The following is an 18,019-nucleotide window of genomic DNA, read 5'->3' on the forward strand; positions in this document are numbered from 1 at the left end:
CGTCGCCCCGGCAAGGGGGTTGGCGCACCGGAGCAGATGCCCTGGTCGGGCGGTGCGAGGCGCGCCGGACACGACTCCATAACGATCGACGGGGGCGCCGGGGGCCAGGAGCGAGGGGCTCCGGCGCGGCGGAACGGGGCCGCGCCGGTCCGAACCCCGGACACCCGTACGGACGCGAGCGCCCGGCGGTTACCGTAAGGGCACCATGAGCGCATCGCAGATCCCGCCTGCCACCGCCGTACCGGGCGATGACGTACCGACCCTCCTCGTGAAGATCTTCGGGAAGGACCGGCCCGGCATCACCGCAGGTCTCTTCGACACCCTCGCTGCCTACTCCGTCGATGTCGTGGACATCGAACAGATGGTGACCCGGGGACGCATCACCCTGTGCGCGCTGGTCACCGCCCCCTCCCCCGCCGAGGGCTCCACCGGCTCCTCCGAGGGTGACCTGCGGGCCACCGTGCACAGCTGGGCCGAGTCGCTGAACCTCCAGGCGGAGATCATCTCCGGCCGCGGCGACAACCGTCCGCGCGGCACCGGACGTTCGCATGTCACCGTGCTGGGACATCCGCTCACCGCGGAGACCGCCGCCGCGATCGCCGCCGCCATAACCGCCACCGGCGGCAACATCGACCGCATCTTCCGGCTCGCCAAGTATCCGGTGACCGCCGTCGAGTTCGCGGTGTCCGGTGCGGCGACCGACGCACTGCGCAGCGTGCTGGCCCCCGAGGCCGCACGGCTCGGGGTGGATGTCGCGGTGGTGGCGGCCGGGCTGCAGCGCCGGGCGCAGCGGCTGGTCGTCATGGATGTCGACTCGACGCTCATCCAGGACGAGGTCATCGAGCTGTTCGCGGCGCACGCCGGCTGTGAGGCCGAGGTCGCCGAGGTCACCGCCGCCGCGATGCGCGGGGAGCTGGACTTCGAGCAGTCGCTGCACGCCCGGGTCGAGCTGCTCGGCGGGCTCGACGCCTCCGTGGTCGAGGCCGTACGCAAGGAGGTACGGCTCACCCCCGGGGCCCGAACCCTGGTACGGACCCTCAAGCGGCTCGGCTATCAAGTCGGCGTCGTATCCGGCGGGTTCACGCAGGTCACCGACGCGCTCCAGGAGGAGCTGGGGCTGGACTTCGCCTCGGCCAACACCCTGGAGATCGTCGACGGGAAGCTCACCGGCCGGGTCACCGGTGACATCGTGGACCGGGCCGGCAAGGCGCGGCTGCTGCGGGAGTTCGCGCAGCAGGCCGGGGTGCCGCTCGCGCAGACCGTGGCGATCGGGGACGGCGCCAACGACCTCGACATGCTCAACACGGCCGGGCTCGGTGTCGCTTTCAACGCCAAGCCGGTGGTGCGGGAGGCCGCGCACACCGCGGTGAATGTGCCGTTCCTGGACACCGTGCTGTATCTGCTGGGCATCACCCGCGAAGAGGTCGAGGCGGCGGACACCCACGTCGGATGAGCCGCCCGGCCCGGCCGGCTCAGGCACGGCCGCGGCACGCAGAACCGCCCGACGGAGCACCGCCCGGCGCACGAGAGGGCCCCGGCACACCGCTGCCGGGGCCCTCTTGTGTCCGTAGCGCTTCCCCGCACGCCGCGCGCGCGAGGGCGCCGGGGTCATTCGTGCGGGGACCAGTAAGCGACCAGGCGTCCGACGCCGTGCTCGAGGGACTTCCAGGTGCCGTTGAAGGCGAGCACGGCCAGCGCGGCCGTCGGGAAGCCGCTGCGGTTCATCCGCGGCAGCAGATCGCCCTCGGCGTCGCCGGAGAGCGCGTCGGCGAGGGCGTGCACGCCGGGGTTGTGCCCGACCAGCATCAGGTCGGTCACGTCGTCCGAGGTCTCGTTCAGCAGCGCGATGAGCTCGCCCAGGGAAGCTTCGTAGATCCGCTCCTCGTAGACGGTCTTGGGTCGCTGCGGGAGCTCATGGACGGCGAGCTTCCATGTCTCACGGGTGCGCGCTGACGTCGAGCACAGGGTCAGATCGGGGGTGATCCCGGCTCCGGCCAGCCAGCGGCCGGCGACCGGGGCATCCTTGCGGCCGCGCTCGGCGAGCGGACGCTCATGATCGCTGGTCTCCGACCATTCGGCCTTGGCGTGTCGGAGAAGGACAATCCGGCGGGGTGTATCGGCGCTCATGCGTCCCAGCTTCGCACGAAAGGCGGCGCGGGGCTCGGGGTGTTGAAGTGCTCCCCCTGCGGGGTGAGGCGCGGGCGCGGGCGGGCATCAGGCACCGCCGCGCACGAGCGTGGCCAGCAGTTCCAGCAGCGGGGCCAGGCCCTGCGGGGCACCCGCGGCCCTCGCCTCGGCGGGGCTCGCGACGAGCATCAGCAGGGCCGCGAAGGAGACCACCGGCAGGGCCAGTGCCCACCACGGCAGCCGCATCCGCAGGCGGGAGGCCTTGGCTGCGGGTGACCGGCTGGACGCGGCGGACATGGGGATCGCCTCCGTGGCGCATCGAAGGGCCGCGCGGCCGCGGGCTGCGGCGCGCCCACCGCTGCGTGCGGTGCACTTCGAAGCTACGGATGTCGGGCGGCCGTTCCTATCCGGGAAGCCACCCACTTCCCCCTGACGCAGGCCCCCTAGGGGACGGTGGGGCCACCCCCACCCCGTCCCCGCCGGGCCTCGGCCGGGACAGCCCTTAGGGCGCGGCGATACTCGCGATGATCGCGACGACGACGGTCACGCCGAGCATGACGCCCAGGACCAGGAGCAGCTTCTTCTGGCCGCCCTGCGGATTCGGTTCGAGCACTGGCATGCGCCCAGTGTCGCACTCAGGCCTCGTCCTCGATCCGGCGGTCCCGGCCGGCCAGCACACCCACCGCGATCTGCGGCACCATCAGCCCGGCCATCAGGGCGATCGGCAGCCCCCAGCCACCGCTGTGCTGGTAGAGCGTGCCGACCAGCAGCGGTCCGGGGATGGAGATCAGATAGCCGACGCTCTGCGCGAAGGCCGAGAGCTTGACGACCCCGGCGGAGCTGGTCGAGCGCATCCCGATCATCGTCAGGGCCAGCGGAAAAGCGCAGTTGGAGATGCCCATCAGCAGCGCCCAGGCCCAGGCACCGGCGGCCGGTGCCAGCCACAGCCCGGCGTAGCCGGCCAGGCCGCAGAGGCCGAGCAGCACCGCGAGCGGACCCTGATGCCGCATCCGGGACGCCAGCCGCGGCAGGACGAAGGACAGCGGGACGCCCATCGCCATGGTGACCGCCAGCAGCACCCCCGCGGTACCCGCCGAGACCCCGGCGTCGCGGAAGATCTGCGGCATCCAGCCCATCGTGATGTACGCAGCGGTGGCCTGCAGGCCGAAGAAGACGGCCAGCGCCCAGGCCGTGGGTGACGAGGTGATCCGTACGGGGGTTTCCGCGGTGCGGGCCGCGGCGCCCGTGGCCCGTCCGGCGGCGGCCCTGCGCTGCCGGACCACAACGAGCCAGGGCAGCACGGCGACCGCGGCGAGCGCCGCCCACACCGACAGACCGGTCCGCCAACTGCCGCCCAGCGCATCGGTCATGGGCACGGTGAGCGCCGCGGCGAGCGAGGTGCCCAGGGCCAGCGCCATGGAGTAGAGCCCGGTCATCGGGCCGACCCGGTCGGCGAACCAGCTCTTGATGACGACCGGCATCAGGACGTTGCTGACCGCGATACCGGCCAGGGCGAGCGCGCTGGCGGCGAGAAAGCCGCCGATGCCGCCGGCGTACGGGCGCACCGCGACGCCCACGGTGATCGCGACCATCCCGGCGCAGACGACCGCCCCGGGCCCGAAGCGCCTGGCCAGGCGGGGTGCGGCGATGCCGAAGGCGGCGAAGCACAGCGCGGGTACGGAGGTCAGCAAGCCGGCGACGGTGCCGCTCATGCCGAGGCCGTCACGGACCTCCTCCAGGAGCGCGCCGAGGCTGGTGATGGCCGGGCGGAGGTTGAGCGCGGCGAGGACGAGACCGGCGATCACGATCCGCGGCAGCCAGCGGCCGGCCGGCCCGGTTGCCGGGAGTGCCTGCGGGGCTTCCCCAGGGCCCTGCTGCGGCTGTCCGGCGCCGTGGGCGGGCCGGTCGGCGGGGGTCGGGAGGGGCTCGGCGGCGGGGCCGAGGGTCGCGAGGTCGTCGTCTGCCATAGACGCCATCATAGAATCATGGGATGAATGCTTGTCCAGTCGATGTCGATACGCTCTGCCGTCCCGGCCGGCACCGGGGGCCGGAGCGGTCCGCCGGGCGCCGCACCGCCGCTGTCCGTCGTCCCCTGCACCCCGGAGCGCAGCCATGCCTCTGACCTCACCCCGCCGGTCCGCGCTGGCCGACCAGGTGATCGCGCAGCTGCGCGCCCAGATCACGTCCGGCGAGTGGCCGGTGGGCTCCCGCATCCCGACCGAGCCGGCGCTCGTCGAGCAGCTCGGGGTGGCCCGCAACACCGTCCGCGAGGCCGTACGGGCGCTGGCCCACAACGGGCTGCTGGACATCCGGCAGGGCTCGGGCACCTACGTGGTGGCGACCAGCGAGCTGGCCGGGGTGATGAACCGCCGGTTCGCGGCGGCCGAGCCCGGACACGTCGCCGAGCTGCGCAGCGCCCTGGAGGCATCGGCTGCACGGCTCGCCGCCGAGCGTCGCACCGCGCAGGACCTGCGGCAGATCGACGCCCTCCTGGAGCGGCGCGAGCGGGCCTGGGAGTCCGGCGCGGCGGAGGCCTTCGTGGAGGCGGACGCGACCTTGCACATGGCGATCGTGGCGGCCTCGCACAACGAGGTGCTGGCCGAGATCTACGCCGACCTCGGGGGCGTGCTGCGCGACTTCCTGCGGGCCGATGTGGGCGAGGAGCTGCGGCCCGAGGCGCACATGGACCATGCCCGGCTGGTGGAGGCGATCCGTGCGGGCGACGGCGACCGGGCCGCCGCCGAGGCGAGTGCCCACCCCTTCGGCTGCCGGGCCGTCCTCCCGCAGCGCGGCTGACGCACGGACCACCTCACCCCGGCGGGCAGCATGCTCCGCACACGCGTACTGCCCGCCCCGGCGGACCGGGACGGGCAGTAGCAGGCGCTGTGGGCGTCAGGCGCCCATCATGTGCACACCGCCGTCGACGTGCACGATCTCGCCGGTGGTCCGCGGGAAGAAGTCGGACAGCATGCCGACGACGCCACGGCCGGCCGGCTCCGGGTCGGCCAGGTCCCAGCCGATCGGGGCACGGTGGTTCCACACGTCCGCCAGCTCCTCGAAGCCGGGGATGGACTTGGCGGCCATCGACTTGATGGGGCCGGCCGAGACCAGGTTGCAGCGGATGTTCTTCGCGCCCAGGTCACGCGCCAGGTAGCGGTTGGTGCTCTCCAGCGCCGCCTTGGCCACGCCCATCCAGTCGTACTTCGGCCAGGCGACCTGCGCGTCGAAGGTGAGACCGACGACCGCGCCGCCGTGCTCCATGAGCGGCAGGCAGGCCATGGTCAGCGACTTGTACGAGTACGCCGAGACCTGCACCGCGGTGCCCACGTCCGACCACTCCGCCTCCAGGAAGTTGAAGGCGCCCTGCGGGCCGAAGGCGATGGAGTGCACGATGCCGTCGAGGCGGGCGCCCTCGCCCTGGTGCTCGCGGATCTTGTCGGCCAGCCCGTCCAGGTGCTCCTGGTTGGTGACGTCCAGCTCGATGACCGGGGCGGGCTTGGGCAGCCGCTTGGCGATCCGCTCCACGAGCGAGAGCCGGCCGAAGCCGGTCAGGATGACCTCGGCGCCCTCGTTCTGCGCGACCTTGGCCGCCTGGAAGGCGATCGACGACTCGGTCAGCACACCCGTGACCAGGATGCGCTTGCCTGCAAGGATTCCACTCATGCTGATCAGTGACCCATGCCCAATCCGCCGTCGACAGGAATGACGGCTCCGGTGATGTAAGCGGCCTCGTCGGAAGCCAGGAAGCGGACCGAGGCGGCGATCTCCTCGGGCTGCGCATACCGCGCGAGCGGCACCTGCTTGACGATGCTCTCCCGCTGCTCGTCGGTGAGCACACGGGTCATGTCGGTGTCGACGAAGCCGGGAGCGACGACGTTGACGGTGATGTTGCGGCTGCCGAGCTCCCGGGCGAGCGAGCGGGCGAAGCCCACCAGGCCGGCCTTGGACGCGGCGTAGTTCGCCTGACCCGCGGCGCCCGTCAGGCCCACCACGGACGAGATCAGCACGACCCGGCCCTTGCGGGCCCGCAGCATCGCCCGGTTGGCGCGCTTGACCACCCGGAACGTGCCGGTGAGGTTGGTCTCCAGGACCGAGGTGAAGTCCTCCTCGGACATCCGCATCAGCAGCTGGTCACGGGTGACGCCGGCGTTGGCCACCAGCACCTCGACCGGACCGTGCTTCTCCTCGATCTCCTTGTACGCCTGCTCGACCTGCTCGTTGTCCGTGATGTCGCACTTCACGGCCAAAAACCCCGCGGGCGGCTCGCCCGAGCGGTAGGTGATGGCGACCTTGTCGCCTGACTCGGCGAAGGCACGGGCAATGGCGAGGCCAATGCCGCGGTTACCTCCGGTGACCAGAACCGAGCGGCTCAAGAGATCACCCTTTCCGTTTCCTGTCCGTCCTGCGTTCGATACGAAACTATCGGTCACGGGGCCCTTAGGTGGAATCCAGCACAGACAGGCACGCGCGCCGGTCACTGTGGGATCTCCACAGAACCACCGCCGGAGCCCGCGCCCCGGCGGCCCCCACAGGCCGTGTCGCACCGGCACCCGGCACACCGCGCCACCATGGCCGACTCTCGCGCCGCACACCGCCGCACCCTGGGCCGCGGGCGCGCGGCAGGGCATGATGCAGGCGCCGACCACGGGAGGACTCCTTGCCTGCACCCCATGCCGTTGACGAAACATTCCTGGCGCTGCCGCTGCGTGCGCTGGCCGACGCGGCGCTGGCCCGCGCCCGCGCGCTGGGCGCCGGCCATGCGGACTTCCGTCTGGAGCGGATCCGCAGCGCGTCCTGGCGGCTGCGGGACGCCCGTACGTCCGGGACCTCGGACACCACCGACCTCGGGTACGCGGTCCGGGTGGTGCACGGCGGGGCCTGGGGCTTTGCCTCCGGGGTGGACCTGACGATGGACGCGGCGGCACGGGTGGCCTCGCAGGCGGTGGCGATGGCCAAGCTGTCGGCGAAGGTGATCGCGGCCGCGGGCTCCGACGAGCTGATCGAGCTGGCGGCGGAACCCGCGCACCCGGACCGCACCTGGGTCTCCTCGTACGAGATCAACCCGTTCGACGTGGCGGACGCCGAGAAGAGCGGGCTGCTGGCGGAGTGGAGCGCGCGGCTGCTGGCCGCCGAGGGCGTGGCCCATGCGGACGCCGCGCTGATGACCGTCCAGGAGAACAAGTTCTACGCCGACAGTGCGGGCACCAGCACCACCCAGCAGCGGGTGCGGCTGCATCCGCAGCTGACGGCGGTCGCGGTGGACCCGGCGACCGGCGACTTCGACTCGATGCGCACCCTCGCCCCGCCGGTCGGGCGCGGCTGGGAGTACCTCACCGGCGACCACTACGACTGGGACGGCGAGCTGGCCCGCATCCCGGAGCACCTCGCCGAGAAGATGCGCGCGCCGGCCATCGAGGCCGGCACGTACGACCTGGTGGTGGATCCGTCCAATCTGTGGCTGACGATCCACGAGTCCATCGGCCACGCGACCGAGCTGGACCGGGCGCTGGGCTACGAGGCGGCGTACGCGGGCACCTCGTTCGCCACCTTCGACCAGCTAGGGAAGCTGGCCTACGGCTCCGAGATCATGAATGTCACCGGCGACCGGACCGCCGAACACGGGCTCGCCACGATCGGCTACGACGACGAGGGGGTGGCCGCCCAGTCCTGGGACCTGATCAAGGACGGCACCCTGGTCGGCTATCAACTCGACCGCAGAATCGCCAAGTTGACCGGCTTCCCGCGCTCCAACGGATGCGCGTACGCGGACTCACCGGGCCATGTGCCGGTCCAGCGGATGGCGAACGTCTCGCTGCAGCCGGCGGCGGACGGGCCGTCCACGGAGGAGCTGATCTCGGGGGTGGAACGCGGCATCTATGTCGTCGGCGACCGGTCCTGGTCGATCGATATGCAGCGGTACAACTTCCAGTTCACCCAGCAACGGGCCTACGTCATCCGGAACGGGCGCCTGTGCGGGCAGGTCCGGGACCTTGCCTACCAGGGCACCACCCCCGACTTCTGGGGCTCCATGGCGGGGATCGGCGGACCCCGGACCTATGTCCTCGGCGGCGCGTTCAACTGCGGAAAGGCGCAACCCGGACAGGTTGCCGCGGTGTCCCACGGCTGCCCCTCGGCGCTGTTCCGGAACGTGAACATCCTGAACACCTCGGCCGAGTCGGGGCGCACCTGAGGTGAATCCCCGCAGACGCCCAAGGTCTGCACATGGTCAACAGGCCGGATGCTCATCGGCGTGCAGTCCGGAAGCTCATCGGCGTGCGGTCAGGGGTTCCCGCCGTCGCTGCCGCCTCTTTGCAGGAGGGCCGCAGATCGGCACGCCGCAGGAATTGACCCGTGCGCGAGCCCTCAAAACTCGCGAACGGGACTTCCTCATGTCCCTGCGCCCCCGGAAGCGTCGCGCCGACTGGAGATGGCCGCCTGAGCAATCATGGAGAGTGTCAGGGTCCGCTCGGCATCGACGACGAGCCATCCCTTCTCCAGCAGCGACTGAAGCCGCGACCGGACTTCGTCGCCCAACTCGTCGGCCAGCTCTTCATCCGTCGGAGAGCCGCCCGCTCGGAGGAGTGCGGCGACGTGGAGGACGACCGCCTCCTCCTCCGCCGTGATGTTGAAGTCCATGAGACGACCGTACGGGCGTAACGGGGAGTTGAGCGCATACCAGTGGCCCGACACTCACCCTGATCCGTTACTGGCACACGTCACCACCCTTCACCGGCCGACCACTGCGCCGATGCATCAAGAGCGGTGCAGGGGTGCCGAGATGGACAGGCGTCGTTGACGGTGGAGTCGGTGTTCCGCCGCCCGCTGTCATGGGTGACAGATGGGGTCTCATCCCGATTGCTCGCGTCCGTCCCGTGGTCCGAAGGCTTCGAGAGCGTCTGCGTCGGTTGCGCGTGCGTGCAGGAAGTAGTCGGCCCACTCCGCGATTTCGGGGTAGGAGGAGTCCTCGCTGACCTGGGTGACAGCGGCTTCGATGTCGAAGTCGGTGCTGCGCAGTTCGACGCCGGGGCCGAGGACGGCCCAGTGGGCTCCGCTTCGTCCGTAGGGCATGCCCACGCTGCCGGGGTTGATCACCAGTCGGCCGTGGACGAGGCGGACGAACGGCATGTGGGTATGGCCGCAGACCACGGTACGGACGTCGGCGTCGAGTCCGCTGAGCACCTCCTTCCAGCGATCGGGGCCGGTCAGCAGGTCGAGAACCTGGGCCGGTTGCGGGCCTGCGGTGATGTCGCCGGTGAGCACGATGCGGTCGGCGGCGCTCACCTCGGGTTCGGCGAGCACAGCTTCCACGGCCGGCAGAACTCCGTGGATGTCGGACAGTACTGCCACTCGATTCAGCATGGCCGCCATTGTGGGGTGACGGAGCCGAGGCGTGGGACGGATCGCCGGACGCGGAGGGCTCCGGGTGAGACGGCGTCGGCGCCCAGGGTCGCCGGGCGGGTACGGACTCGTTGCCGCGCGCCCGCAGTACGACATCGTGCGCCTGCGGGTGGCAACGGCCGTGCCGTCCCGACGGCGAGTACGCCGACCCGGTGAGGCGCGGTGCGAACGGCCCACCGGACGGGCCTCCAGCAGGCGTCGGCCGACCGTAGTGCCTAGCGTCATCACCGGACCCGTACTTCCGGGTCGGGGTGCTTGACGCCCGAGGGACGGCCGTCGGGGCCTCCGGAGTCGTGGCACCGGCCAGGTGACGGCGATCACGGCCCCGTGACGGGAGGCGCAGCATGGCTGACGTGGCGGAACCACGCCCCGACCCCGGCCGCCGGCCCCATCTGGGAATGCAGGCCGGCGAACTCGACGGCAAGTGGTACGCGAAGTACTGGAACCCGGTGATGGCGCCGCTGCCGGAGCACATCAGGGAGGCGCTCGCGCTCGGCCCGCAGGCGCCCCCTCGGTGCCTGAGCCTCGACACCGCGGGGACGCTGAGCGCCGCCGGCTATGGCGACCTCGAAAACGGATACAGCCTTTTCGACGACGGTTCCCTGCATATCGCCGCACTGACCCGCATGCCCGGCGTCTCCCCGGCCATGCTGGACTGGTGGTTCTGGTGGCACACCACGGAGACCCAGCGGTACAAGCTGTGGCACCCGCGAGCCCACGTGTACGCCGCATGGTCAGGAGACCCGGCGGACGGGGGTGCCCCGTACCGCGAGAGATACATCGGGGGCACGTCGTTCGTCGACGAATACATCGGCAGCGCCCTCGGCGAGCTCGCCATCCGCTTCGTCCGGCCCGGCAGGTTCGGATTCAGCGAGGACGGTCTCGATCCGGACGAGGCGACCGCGGTCTGCGGTGTGGTCGGGCTGTCCCGTGTGCCGCTCGACTGGGGCTACTTGATTCATCACGTACGCCGGGTGCGGGACGGCGCCGAGATGCGCTCACGTTTCTGGATGGGCGGCTCACACGTCTCTCCTCGCGGCGGAGCGTCCCTGACCGGTGAGCTCGCAACGGCTGCGGACGGCCTGAGGAATCTCGGTGCGGAGCAGGCTCGGGCCATGGTCGTGCATTGCTCCCAGGAGATGAACCACCTCGCCGCGTTTCTCCCGGACCTGTGCGAGGAGTTCACCCGTGGTGCAGCGCGCGGCCGGCCGTAAAGGGCTGTTCCGCAGCGGGAATCCCTTCACGGAAGATCCCACGAAGGAGAGGGTATGGCGCCTCGTATCGAGGACAGGGTGTTGCGGCGAGGTGACCACCGCTACGAGAACCTGCGTCGTGCGGCCTGCTGGCACGCAGGGGTGCCGGACCGGTATCCCGAAGTGATCGTGCCGGCGGACCACGAGGACGACGTCGTCGGAGCGGTCGAGCTCGCCAGGCGGGAGGGCCTGCAGATCGCGGTGCGCTCCGGCGGCCACAGCTGGTCCGCCTCGCACCTGCGGGACGGCACGGTGCTGATCGACCTCTCGAATCTGCGGGAGGTGGCGGTCGACCGGGAGGCGATGACCGGCACCGCCCAGCCCGGCATCAGAGGTTCGGAGCTCAGCTCGATGCTGGCGGGTCACCACCTGTTCTTTCCCACGGGGCACTGCACAGGTGTCTCCCTCGGCGGGTACCTGCTGCAGGGCGGGTTCGCCTGGGCCGGGCGGGACTACGGACCGGCCTGTATGTCGGTCACCGGCATCGACGCGGTCACCGCCGCCGGCGAGCAGGTCCATGCCGACGAGACGGAGAACGCGGACCTGTTCTGGGCGTCCCGCGGAGCCGGTCCCGGCTTCTTCGCCGTCGTCACCAGGTTCTACGTCAAGCTCTATCCGCGCAGGCGGGTCACGATGAACAGCGGCTACTTCTGGCCGGCCTCGGCCGCGTACGACGTCTACGGCTTCGTGCACGAGACCGGCCGCCGGACGCCGACGGAGATCAATCTCCTGTGCAGCCGCGACCCGATGACCGACGACGAGCCGCTCATCGCCCTCAACGCGACGGCGTTCACCGACACCGAGGAGGAGGCCAGGGAGCAGCTGTCGGTCTTCGAGTCCTGTCCCGCACGTGCGCAGGCCCTGACGACCCGGCTCAACGAGGTGACGGACACCAAGACCTTGAGCCGCTTCGGCACCGATCCGCATTACGACGAGACCAAGCGGTATCTGGCCGACAACATGTGGACCCACGCCTCGTTCGACGACCTGTGGCCCAACTTCGAGCAGATGCTGAAGACCTGGCCACCGGCACCGTCGCACCTGGTGATGTTCAACTGGGGAGGCCGCGAGGGACAGCCCCCACGCCCGTCGATGGCCTACTCCGTGGAGGACGAGCTGTATTACGCGCTCTATGCGGCCTGGACCGATCCGGCCGACGACAGCACGTACACCAGGTGGGTGACCGACCACATGCGCGCGTGGGAGCCCTGGGCCAGTGGCATCCAGCTGGCCGACGAGAACCTGCTCAACCGCCCGTACCGCTTCATGACCGACGAGAACCTCCGTCGGCTCGATGACCTCCGTGGCACATGGGATCCGGACGGGATGTTCGTGTCCTGGCTCGGCCGGCCGGCTGAGCGTTGACGGTTCCCTCGGCGCGCGGCGAGCGGACCCGTGGCCGGACGCGGCTCTGACGCCTCACCGCGTCAGCTCGCCGGCCCCGTGGCCGGGGCGCATCCGGCCCCGCCCGGTCGCCGGAGTGGCTGGTGGCCATCCCTCCGCGGAGCCCGCCCTTGGCAGAACCCGCCGGTGCCGTGTAGACCGCTCGATAAGCTCTGCTCCCGGGTCGACACCGTGTCGCCGCCCCACCCCGCACAGTCCGCTTTCCACCAGGAGGCCGGTCGATGAGCACGCGTACGCCGCGCAGGAACAGACCGCACGAGATCGTCGAGCGGGCCCTGGAGCTCTCCCGTGCCGACGGCTGTGTGGTCATCGCCGATGAGCACTCCAGCGCCAATCTGCGCTGGGCGGGCAATGCGCTCACCACCAATGGCGTCACCCGCGGCCGTACCCTCACGGTCGTGGCGACCGTGAACGGCGGCCAGGGCACCGCGTCCGGCGTCGTCACGCGCTCCGCGGTGACCGCGGACGACCTGGAGCCGCTGGTGCGTGCCGCCGAGGCGGCCGCCCGGGACGCCGGGCCCGCCGAGGACGCGCAGCCGCTGGTCGGGGGCGAGAAGGTGTCCGCCGACTTCACCGAGGCGCCCGCCGAGACCTCCTCGGAGGTGTTCGCGGCGTTCGCGCCGGCCCTGGGCGAGTCCTTCCAGCAGGCCCGGGCCGGCGGCCGGGAGCTGTACGGCTTCGCCCACCACGGCATCGTCTCGTCGTATCTGGGCACCTCGTCCGGGCTGCGGCTGCGGCACGACCAGCCCACCGGGACGCTGGAGCTGAACGCCAAGTCCCCGGACCGCACCCGCTCGGCCTGGGCCGGTCGCGCGACCCGCGACTTCACCGATGTCGATCCGCGGGAGCTGGACGCCGAGCTGAGCCGGCGGCTGGGCTGGGCCGGGCGGCGGATCGAGCTGCCCGCCGGGCGGTACGACACCCTGCTGCCGCCGACCGCCGTCGCCGACCTGCTGGTCTACCAGATGTGGTCCTCCGGGGCCCGGGACGCCGCCGAGGGCCGGACGGTCTTCTCCAGGCCGGCCGACGGCAACGGCTCGGCGGCGGGCACCCGGCTGGGCGAGCGGCTCAGCGAGCTGCCGCTGACGCTGCACAGCGACCCCTGGGCGGCCGGTCTGGAGTGCGCTCCGTTCGTCCTGGCGCACTCCTCCGGCGACGATGCCTCGGTCTTCGACAACGGGCTGCCGCTGACCGCCACCGAGTGGATGCGCGAGGGGGTGCTGAACCGGCTGCCGACCACCCGGCACAGCGCCGGGCTGACCGGCCTCCCGGTGGCGCCGGGCATCGACAACCTCCTCCTGGAGGGCGGGGGTTCGCGCTCGCTGGACGAGATGGTGGCGGCGGCCGGCCATGACGGTCCCACCCTGCTGCTGACCTGCCTGTGGTACATCCGCGAGGTGGACCCGGCGACTCTGCTGCTGACCGGTCTGACCCGGGACGGTGTCTACCTGGTCGAGCGGGGCGAGGTGGTCGGCGAGGTGAACAACTTCCGGTTCAACGAGTCTCCGGTGGATCTGCTGTCCCGGGCGGTGGAGGCGGGCCGTACGGAGCGCACCCTGCCGCGCGAGTGGGGCGACTACTTCACCCGTGCCGCGATGCCGGCCCTGCGCGTCCCGGACTTCAACATGAGTTCGGTCAGCCGCGGAGTGTGAGGCCTGAGGCACGCCCGGCCGGTGGTGGCGGGGCGGCCGGGGCGACGAGCGGCGGGCGGACGGCGCGGGAGTGTCCTGCGGTCCTAATAGACTGTCCGCTTGTCCTCCCGTTTGGGAACCACGATCGATCAGGAACGCCATGACACGCCTCGGCGAATCCGTCGCCCGCGCCACCACCCTGCTCTCCGCCGACCTCACCTCGGACGCCACGGTCCAGGAGCTGCTCAAGGAGACGGGCGCCCGGCGCTATCTCGATCTGACGGACCTGCCCGCCAAGGAGCAGGCCGAGCTGATCGCGGCCCGTACGGTCGAGGTCCTGCCGGGCGTGGAGAAGCTGGCCGAGCGGATCGAGGAGCGCCGGGCGGCCGGCACGGGTCTGCACATCAAGCTGGGCATTGACCCGACGGCGACCGATATGCACCTCGGGCATGCGGTGCCGCTGATCGTCCTGAGCCGGTTCCAGCGGCTGGGCCACGACGTCACGCTGATCATCGGTGACTTCACCGCCAAGATCGGCGACCCGTCGGGCCGTACGGCCGAGCGCCCGCCGCTGACCGACGAGGACATCGCGCACAACCTCGCCACGTACCGCGAACAGGTGCGGCCCTTCTTCGACTTCGAAAAGGTCCGCTTCCGGCAGAACAGCGAGTGGCTGGCGCCGTACACCTTCCCGGAGCTGCTCACGCTGCTCGCCCAGGTGCCGGCCTCCCAGCTGCTGCAGCGCGAGGACTTCCGCAACCGTCTGGCGGCCGGCTCCGGGCTGACCATGACGGAGCTGCTGTACCCCATCGCGCAGGGCCTGGACTCGGTGGCGCTGGAGTGCGATGTGGAACTGGGCGGCTCCGACCAGCTGCTCAATCTGCAGATGGGCCGCAAGCTGATGGAGCTGCGCGGGCAGCGGCCGCAGCTGGTGGTGACGATGCCGCTGATCGAGGGCACGGACGGCACCGGCGCCAAGATGTCCAAGTCCAAGGGCAATTACGTCGGGCTGAGCGCGCCCGCCGACGATGTCTTCGGCAAGATCATGTCGGTGCCGGACCGGCTGATGGAGCCGTACCTGAAGGCCTGGACGGAGTGGACGGACGAGGAGATCGCACTCGTCCTGGGCCGGATCGCGGACCGCTCGCTGCACCCGATGGACCTCAAGAAGGTCCTGGCGGGCGAGGTCGTGGCCGCGCTGTACGGCCTGGAGGCGGCGATGGCGGGGCGGGCCGGTTTCGTCGCGCAGTTCTCCAAGAAGTCGTTCTCCGATGTGGAGTCGCTCCCGGTCGTCGAGGTCGCCGCGCACGGTGCGGAGACGGTGGCGACGGTGCTGACCAAGGTCCTGGAGTTCACGCCGAGCGCCTCCGCGGCGCGGCGGCTGGCCAAGCAGAATGCGCTGCGGCTGGTCGTGGAGGGCGAGGACGGGCAGCAGACCGTGGTGCTGGCGGAGGCCGATTCGGTCCGGCCGCTGGGCGAGGTGCTGGCCGAGAAGCTGGCGGACACGGCCGGGGTCGTGTACCTCAAGGCCGGACGGAAGCTGGCTCAGCTCGAAGGCCGCTGATACGGCAGAGGTACGGGCGGCCGGTGCGCAGCGATGCGCGCCGGCCGCCCGTGTCATGTGCGTCTAGGCGGTGTGTTTCTTGCGGGCGCGCATGGAGGCCCAGACGCGGTCACCGACGGCGACGACGACGATCGCGCCGGCCAGTTGCAGCAGGTGCCGGATCCAGTCGATGCCCTTGGTGTCATTGACCCCGATGCCGGTCGCCACCCAGTTGCCGAGGACACTGCCCAGCATGCCGAAGATCACGGTCAGCCAGAGCGGGATCTGCTGCTTGCCCGGGATGATGGCCTTCGCGATCAGGCCCAGCACCAGGCCCACGATGATGGCCCACAACCACGTCATGTCGACTCCTCCTGCGGCACGGTGCGGATGACGGTCGCCCCTCAGTGTCGCTCCGCATCGACTACGGCGCACGCCGGGGACCGCCGTACGCAGGGTGCGGTGACAGACCCGGCCGAACCGGGGCATGCCCCGGTCTCGAAGGCGGCGCAGTCGCGGCGTACCGTGGAAACCGACCGGATACCGGGGAGAATCCGGCACGACTGAGCGGGTGGTGGAACGTGATGCGGAAGCAGAGCAGTGGCCAGGCCTTCCGGATCACCGGGGCCCGGCAGGGCCTTTCCGAGGATGTGCGCGGCCGGCAGCGGCGGTATGTGATCTCGATGGCGGTACGGACGGTGGCCGTGGTGCTCACCGTCGTGCTGTGGAACGTCGAACGGCCCATCGCCATTGCGACGTTGGTGCTGGGGCTGACGCTGCCCTATATCGCGGTGGTCATCGCCAACGCGGGCCGGGAGAACGCCCCTTCGCTGCCGAAGACCTTCGTTGCGGGCCCGACCAGGACGATGCTGAATCCGGGAGCCGACGGCGCCCCAGCGGAATCCGTTCCGGAGCGGCCGGCGGCGGGCTCTTCCGCGTCGCCACACGACCCCAACTGATCATTACCCGGTCTGCAAAGCTCAAGAAAAGCTCAGATCAATCATGGAGTTCCGGTGCACTACGCACCATTCCCCGTGACATACTGCGTACGCGCTCCGCATCCCCCGTCGGAGCGACGGACCGACGCCGGGCGGCTCCCCCCGTGGCTGCCCGGCGTCGCCATGTCCGCAGATTCGCGGGGTGCGGCAGCCGGGCCTGGAGCGGTGATCGCAGGACGTAGGGTTGAGGCCGTGAACTCCCCGAATCCCCAGGAACCCGCCGAGGGCGCCGTCATCTGCTCCGCGAAGGGCTGCCGAGCCACCGCCGTATGGGTGCTGGCCTGGAACAACCCGAAGCTGCACACTCCGGACCGGCGCAAGACCTGGCTGGCCTGTGAGGAGCACCGGGAGCATCTGTCGCAGTTCCTCGACATGCGCGGATTTCTCAAGGATGTCGTGACGCTGGCGGAGTGGGAGGCGTCGGCCACCGGTCGCTGACGCCGGACCGGCTCAGCCGCCGATCGCGGACATCGGACGCTCCGGCTGCAGGAACGAGGGGTCGTCCAGGCCCGAGCCCGCCTTCTTGCCCCACATCGCACGCTTCCATATGCGGGCGATCTCCTCATCGGGTGCCTCGGATCGCAGGGCGGTGCGCAGATCCGTCTCCTCGGTGGCGAACAGGCACGTACGGACCTGGCCGTCGGCGGTCAGCCGGGTACGGTCGCAGGCCCGGCAGAACGGGCGGGTGACGGAGGCGATCACACCGACGCGGTGCGGGCCGCCGTCGACGATCCAGCGCTCGGCGGGCGCGGAGCCCCGCTCCTCCTCGCCCTCGGCGGTGAGCGCGAAGCGGGTGCGCAGCGAGGCGAGGATGTCGCCTGCGGTGATCATGCCCTCGCGCTTCCAGCCGTGCTGGGCGTCCAGCGGCATCTGCTCGATGAAGCGGAGCTCGTAGTCGTTGGCGATCGCCCAGGCCAGCAGGTCGGGGGCCTCGTCGTCGTTGAGTCCCGGCATCAGGACGGTGTTGACCTTGACCGGGGTCAGACCGGCCGTGCGGGCCGCCTCCAGACCGCGCAGGACGTCGTCGTGCCGCTTGCGGCGGGTCATGGCCTGGAAGACGTCCGGCCGCAGGGTGTCGAGGGAGACATTGACGCGGTCGAGGCCGGCGTCGCGGAGTGCGGCGGCCGTGCGCTGCAGGCCGATGCCGTTGGTGGTCAGCGACATCTGGGGGCGCGGGGTGAGGGCGGCGACGCGCTCGACGATGCCGGGCAGACCGGGGCGCAGCAGCGGTTCACCGCCGGTGAAGCGGACCTCCTCGATGCCCAGGTCCCGCACGGCGATGCCGATCAGCCGGACGATTTCGTCGTCGGTGAGCAGGTCGGGCTTGGCGAGCCACTGCAGCCCCTCTTCCGGCATGCAGTAGGTGCACCGCAGATTGCACCGGTCGGTGAGTGAAACGCGCAGGTCAGTGGCCACGCGACCGAAAGTGTCGATAAGCACTGGGCCCCCTCCCCAAGAGTGATTGCTCGGTACGTCTCCATCGGTGGATCAGTACGCCTTCGAGCCTACGCGATGGGTGTGACAGCGAGCAGAGATGAGAAGCACGAGGTGGGCGGGGGGGGGGGGGGGGGGGTGGTCGCACCCCCCCCCCCCCCCCGGCGCGGGGGGGGGGGGGCGGGGCCCCCCCCCGGGGGCGGGCGCCCCCCCCTCGCCGCCCGCGCCCCA

19 protein-coding genes are annotated in these 18,019 nt (G+C 71.0%); 9 read left to right on the forward strand and 10 right to left on the reverse strand.

Annotation, left to right across the window (positions count from 1 at the left end):
* Window positions 1-205 precede the first annotated feature (205 nt).
* Window positions 206-1,453 (forward strand): phosphoserine phosphatase SerB, encoded by a 1,248-nt coding sequence (gene serB / locus ACGFWI_RS36725; RefSeq protein ID WP_393910418.1) that lies wholly within the window; start codon window positions 206-208, stop codon window positions 1,451-1,453.
* A 155-nt stretch (window positions 1,454-1,608) separates the two neighbouring features.
* On the opposite strand, the gene ACGFWI_RS36730 is transcribed toward serB, so the two are convergent.
* The 4 genes from ACGFWI_RS36730 to ACGFWI_RS36745 all read right to left on the reverse strand — a co-directional run bounded on the left by ACGFWI_RS36730 (window position 1,609) and on the right by ACGFWI_RS36745 (window position 4,094).
* Window positions 1,609-2,127 carry a SixA phosphatase family protein gene (locus ACGFWI_RS36730; RefSeq protein WP_393910419.1) on the reverse strand — a complete coding sequence of 173 codons (519 nt, stop codon included), beginning with the start codon at window positions 2,125-2,127 and terminating at the stop codon, window positions 1,609-1,611.
* A gap of 87 nt (window positions 2,128-2,214) precedes the next feature.
* Window positions 2,215-2,424: a hypothetical protein gene (locus ACGFWI_RS36735; RefSeq protein WP_393910420.1), complete on the reverse strand. Its 210-nt coding sequence runs from the start codon at window positions 2,422-2,424 to the stop codon at window positions 2,215-2,217.
* Window positions 2,425-2,629: 205 nt separating this feature from the next.
* Window positions 2,630-2,746 (reverse strand): SGM_5486 family transporter-associated protein, encoded by a 117-nt coding sequence (locus ACGFWI_RS36740; RefSeq protein WP_393910421.1) that lies wholly within the window; start codon window positions 2,744-2,746, stop codon window positions 2,630-2,632.
* 16 nt (window positions 2,747-2,762) lie between these two features.
* A complete protein-coding gene (locus ACGFWI_RS36745; RefSeq protein ID WP_393910422.1) occupies window positions 2,763-4,094 on the reverse strand; it encodes a CynX/NimT family MFS transporter in 1,332 nt (443 codons plus the stop codon).
* A gap of 145 nt (window positions 4,095-4,239) precedes the next feature.
* On the opposite strand from ACGFWI_RS36745, the gene ACGFWI_RS36750 reads away from it, so the two are divergent.
* A complete protein-coding gene (locus tag ACGFWI_RS36750) occupies window positions 4,240-4,923 on the forward strand; it encodes a FadR/GntR family transcriptional regulator (protein WP_393910423.1) in 684 nt (227 codons plus the stop codon).
* Window positions 4,924-5,019: 96 nt separating this feature from the next.
* Here ACGFWI_RS36750 and fabI read toward each other — a convergent pair whose 3' ends face one another.
* Window positions 5,020-5,790: an enoyl-ACP reductase FabI gene (gene fabI, locus ACGFWI_RS36755; protein ID WP_327227208.1), complete on the reverse strand. Its 771-nt coding sequence runs from the start codon at window positions 5,788-5,790 to the stop codon at window positions 5,020-5,022.
* A gap of 5 nt (window positions 5,791-5,795) precedes the next feature.
* On the reverse strand, window positions 5,796-6,500 hold the full coding sequence (fabG, locus tag ACGFWI_RS36760; protein ID WP_393910424.1) for a 3-oxoacyl-[acyl-carrier-protein] reductase: 705 nt from the start codon (window positions 6,498-6,500) through the stop codon (window positions 5,796-5,798).
* A gap of 284 nt (window positions 6,501-6,784) precedes the next feature.
* Here fabG and ACGFWI_RS36765 point away from each other — a divergent pair, with 284 nt between their 5' ends.
* Entirely contained in the window at window positions 6,785-8,317 is a 1,533-nt protein-coding gene (locus ACGFWI_RS36765; RefSeq protein ID WP_393910425.1) for a TldD/PmbA family protein, read from the forward strand.
* A 197-nt stretch (window positions 8,318-8,514) separates the two neighbouring features.
* Here ACGFWI_RS36765 and ACGFWI_RS36770 read toward each other — a convergent pair whose 3' ends face one another.
* Together ACGFWI_RS36770 and ACGFWI_RS36775 are read right to left on the reverse strand one after the other, a co-directional pair.
* The gene (locus ACGFWI_RS36770) at window positions 8,515-8,763 is read right to left on the reverse strand and encodes a hypothetical protein (RefSeq protein WP_393910426.1); all 249 of its coding nucleotides are present in this window, start codon (window positions 8,761-8,763) and stop codon (window positions 8,515-8,517) included.
* 210 nt (window positions 8,764-8,973) lie between these two features.
* Window positions 8,974-9,486, reverse strand: coding sequence for a metallophosphoesterase family protein (locus ACGFWI_RS36775; RefSeq protein ID WP_393910427.1), 513 nt, complete (start codon window positions 9,484-9,486; stop codon window positions 8,974-8,976).
* Between the two features lie 383 nt (window positions 9,487-9,869).
* On the opposite strand from ACGFWI_RS36775, the gene ACGFWI_RS36780 reads away from it, so the two are divergent.
* The 4 genes from ACGFWI_RS36780 to tyrS all read left to right on the forward strand — a co-directional run bounded on the left by ACGFWI_RS36780 (window position 9,870) and on the right by tyrS (window position 15,377).
* Window positions 9,870-10,739 carry a DAPG hydrolase family protein gene (locus ACGFWI_RS36780; protein WP_393910428.1) on the forward strand — a complete coding sequence of 290 codons (870 nt, stop codon included), beginning with the start codon at window positions 9,870-9,872 and terminating at the stop codon, window positions 10,737-10,739.
* Between the two features lie 54 nt (window positions 10,740-10,793).
* Entirely contained in the window at window positions 10,794-12,143 is a 1,350-nt protein-coding gene (locus tag ACGFWI_RS36785; RefSeq protein WP_393910429.1) for an FAD-binding oxidoreductase, read from the forward strand.
* A 260-nt stretch (window positions 12,144-12,403) separates the two neighbouring features.
* Window positions 12,404-13,834, forward strand: a complete 1,431-nt coding sequence (locus ACGFWI_RS36790) for a metallopeptidase TldD-related protein (RefSeq protein WP_393910430.1) — start codon at window positions 12,404-12,406, stop codon at window positions 13,832-13,834.
* A gap of 139 nt (window positions 13,835-13,973) precedes the next feature.
* A complete protein-coding gene (gene tyrS, locus ACGFWI_RS36795; RefSeq protein WP_393910431.1) occupies window positions 13,974-15,377 on the forward strand; it encodes a tyrosine--tRNA ligase in 1,404 nt (467 codons plus the stop codon).
* Between the two features lie 63 nt (window positions 15,378-15,440).
* Here tyrS and ACGFWI_RS36800 read toward each other — a convergent pair whose 3' ends face one another.
* On the reverse strand, window positions 15,441-15,719 hold the full coding sequence (locus tag ACGFWI_RS36800) for a GlsB/YeaQ/YmgE family stress response membrane protein (protein WP_393910432.1): 279 nt from the start codon (window positions 15,717-15,719) through the stop codon (window positions 15,441-15,443).
* 221 nt (window positions 15,720-15,940) lie between these two features.
* On the opposite strand from ACGFWI_RS36800, the gene ACGFWI_RS36805 reads away from it, so the two are divergent.
* Together ACGFWI_RS36805 and ACGFWI_RS36810 are read left to right on the forward strand one after the other, a co-directional pair.
* Window positions 15,941-16,315 (forward strand): DUF3099 domain-containing protein, encoded by a 375-nt coding sequence (locus ACGFWI_RS36805; RefSeq protein ID WP_393910433.1) that lies wholly within the window; start codon window positions 15,941-15,943, stop codon window positions 16,313-16,315.
* A 231-nt stretch (window positions 16,316-16,546) separates the two neighbouring features.
* Entirely contained in the window at window positions 16,547-16,792 is a 246-nt protein-coding gene (locus ACGFWI_RS36810; protein WP_393910434.1) for a hypothetical protein, read from the forward strand.
* 12 nt (window positions 16,793-16,804) lie between these two features.
* Here the strand turns inward: ACGFWI_RS36810 and moaA are convergent, their stop codons facing one another.
* Window positions 16,805-17,794: a GTP 3',8-cyclase MoaA gene (gene moaA, locus ACGFWI_RS36815; RefSeq protein WP_393910435.1), complete on the reverse strand. Its 990-nt coding sequence runs from the start codon at window positions 17,792-17,794 to the stop codon at window positions 16,805-16,807.
* Between the last annotated feature and the right edge of the window lie 225 nt (window positions 17,795-18,019).

The sequence above is a fragment of the Streptomyces sp. NPDC048434 genome (assembly GCF_043200375.1).
Lineage (GTDB): Bacteria > Actinomycetota > Actinomycetes > Streptomycetales > Streptomycetaceae > Streptomyces.

Coding starts and splice junctions, on each gene's coding strand:
- serB (WP_393910418.1), top strand. CDS start 206: ATGAGCGCATCGCAGATCCCGCCTGCCACCGCCGTACCGGGCGATGAC.
- ACGFWI_RS36730 (WP_393910419.1), bottom strand. CDS start 2,127: ATGAGCGCCGATACACCCCGCCGGATTGTCCTTCTCCGACACGCCAAG.
- ACGFWI_RS36735 (WP_393910420.1), bottom strand. CDS start 2,424: ATGTCCGCCGCGTCCAGCCGGTCACCCGCAGCCAAGGCCTCCCGCCTG.
- ACGFWI_RS36740 (WP_393910421.1), bottom strand. CDS start 2,746: ATGCCAGTGCTCGAACCGAATCCGCAGGGCGGCCAGAAGAAGCTGCTC.
- ACGFWI_RS36745 (WP_393910422.1), bottom strand. CDS start 4,094: ATGGCAGACGACGACCTCGCGACCCTCGGCCCCGCCGCCGAGCCCCTC.
- ACGFWI_RS36750 (WP_393910423.1), top strand. CDS start 4,240: ATGCCTCTGACCTCACCCCGCCGGTCCGCGCTGGCCGACCAGGTGATC.
- fabI (WP_327227208.1), bottom strand. CDS start 5,790: ATGAGTGGAATCCTTGCAGGCAAGCGCATCCTGGTCACGGGTGTGCTG.
- ACGFWI_RS36770 (WP_393910426.1), bottom strand. CDS start 8,763: ATGGACTTCAACATCACGGCGGAGGAGGAGGCGGTCGTCCTCCACGTC.
- ACGFWI_RS36775 (WP_393910427.1), bottom strand. CDS start 9,486: ATGCTGAATCGAGTGGCAGTACTGTCCGACATCCACGGAGTTCTGCCG.
- ACGFWI_RS36780 (WP_393910428.1), top strand. CDS start 9,870: ATGGCTGACGTGGCGGAACCACGCCCCGACCCCGGCCGCCGGCCCCAT.
- ACGFWI_RS36785 (WP_393910429.1), top strand. CDS start 10,794: ATGGCGCCTCGTATCGAGGACAGGGTGTTGCGGCGAGGTGACCACCGC.
- ACGFWI_RS36790 (WP_393910430.1), top strand. CDS start 12,404: ATGAGCACGCGTACGCCGCGCAGGAACAGACCGCACGAGATCGTCGAG.
- tyrS (WP_393910431.1), top strand. CDS start 13,974: ATGACACGCCTCGGCGAATCCGTCGCCCGCGCCACCACCCTGCTCTCC.
- ACGFWI_RS36800 (WP_393910432.1), bottom strand. CDS start 15,719: ATGACGTGGTTGTGGGCCATCATCGTGGGCCTGGTGCTGGGCCTGATC.
- ACGFWI_RS36805 (WP_393910433.1), top strand. CDS start 15,941: ATGCGGAAGCAGAGCAGTGGCCAGGCCTTCCGGATCACCGGGGCCCGG.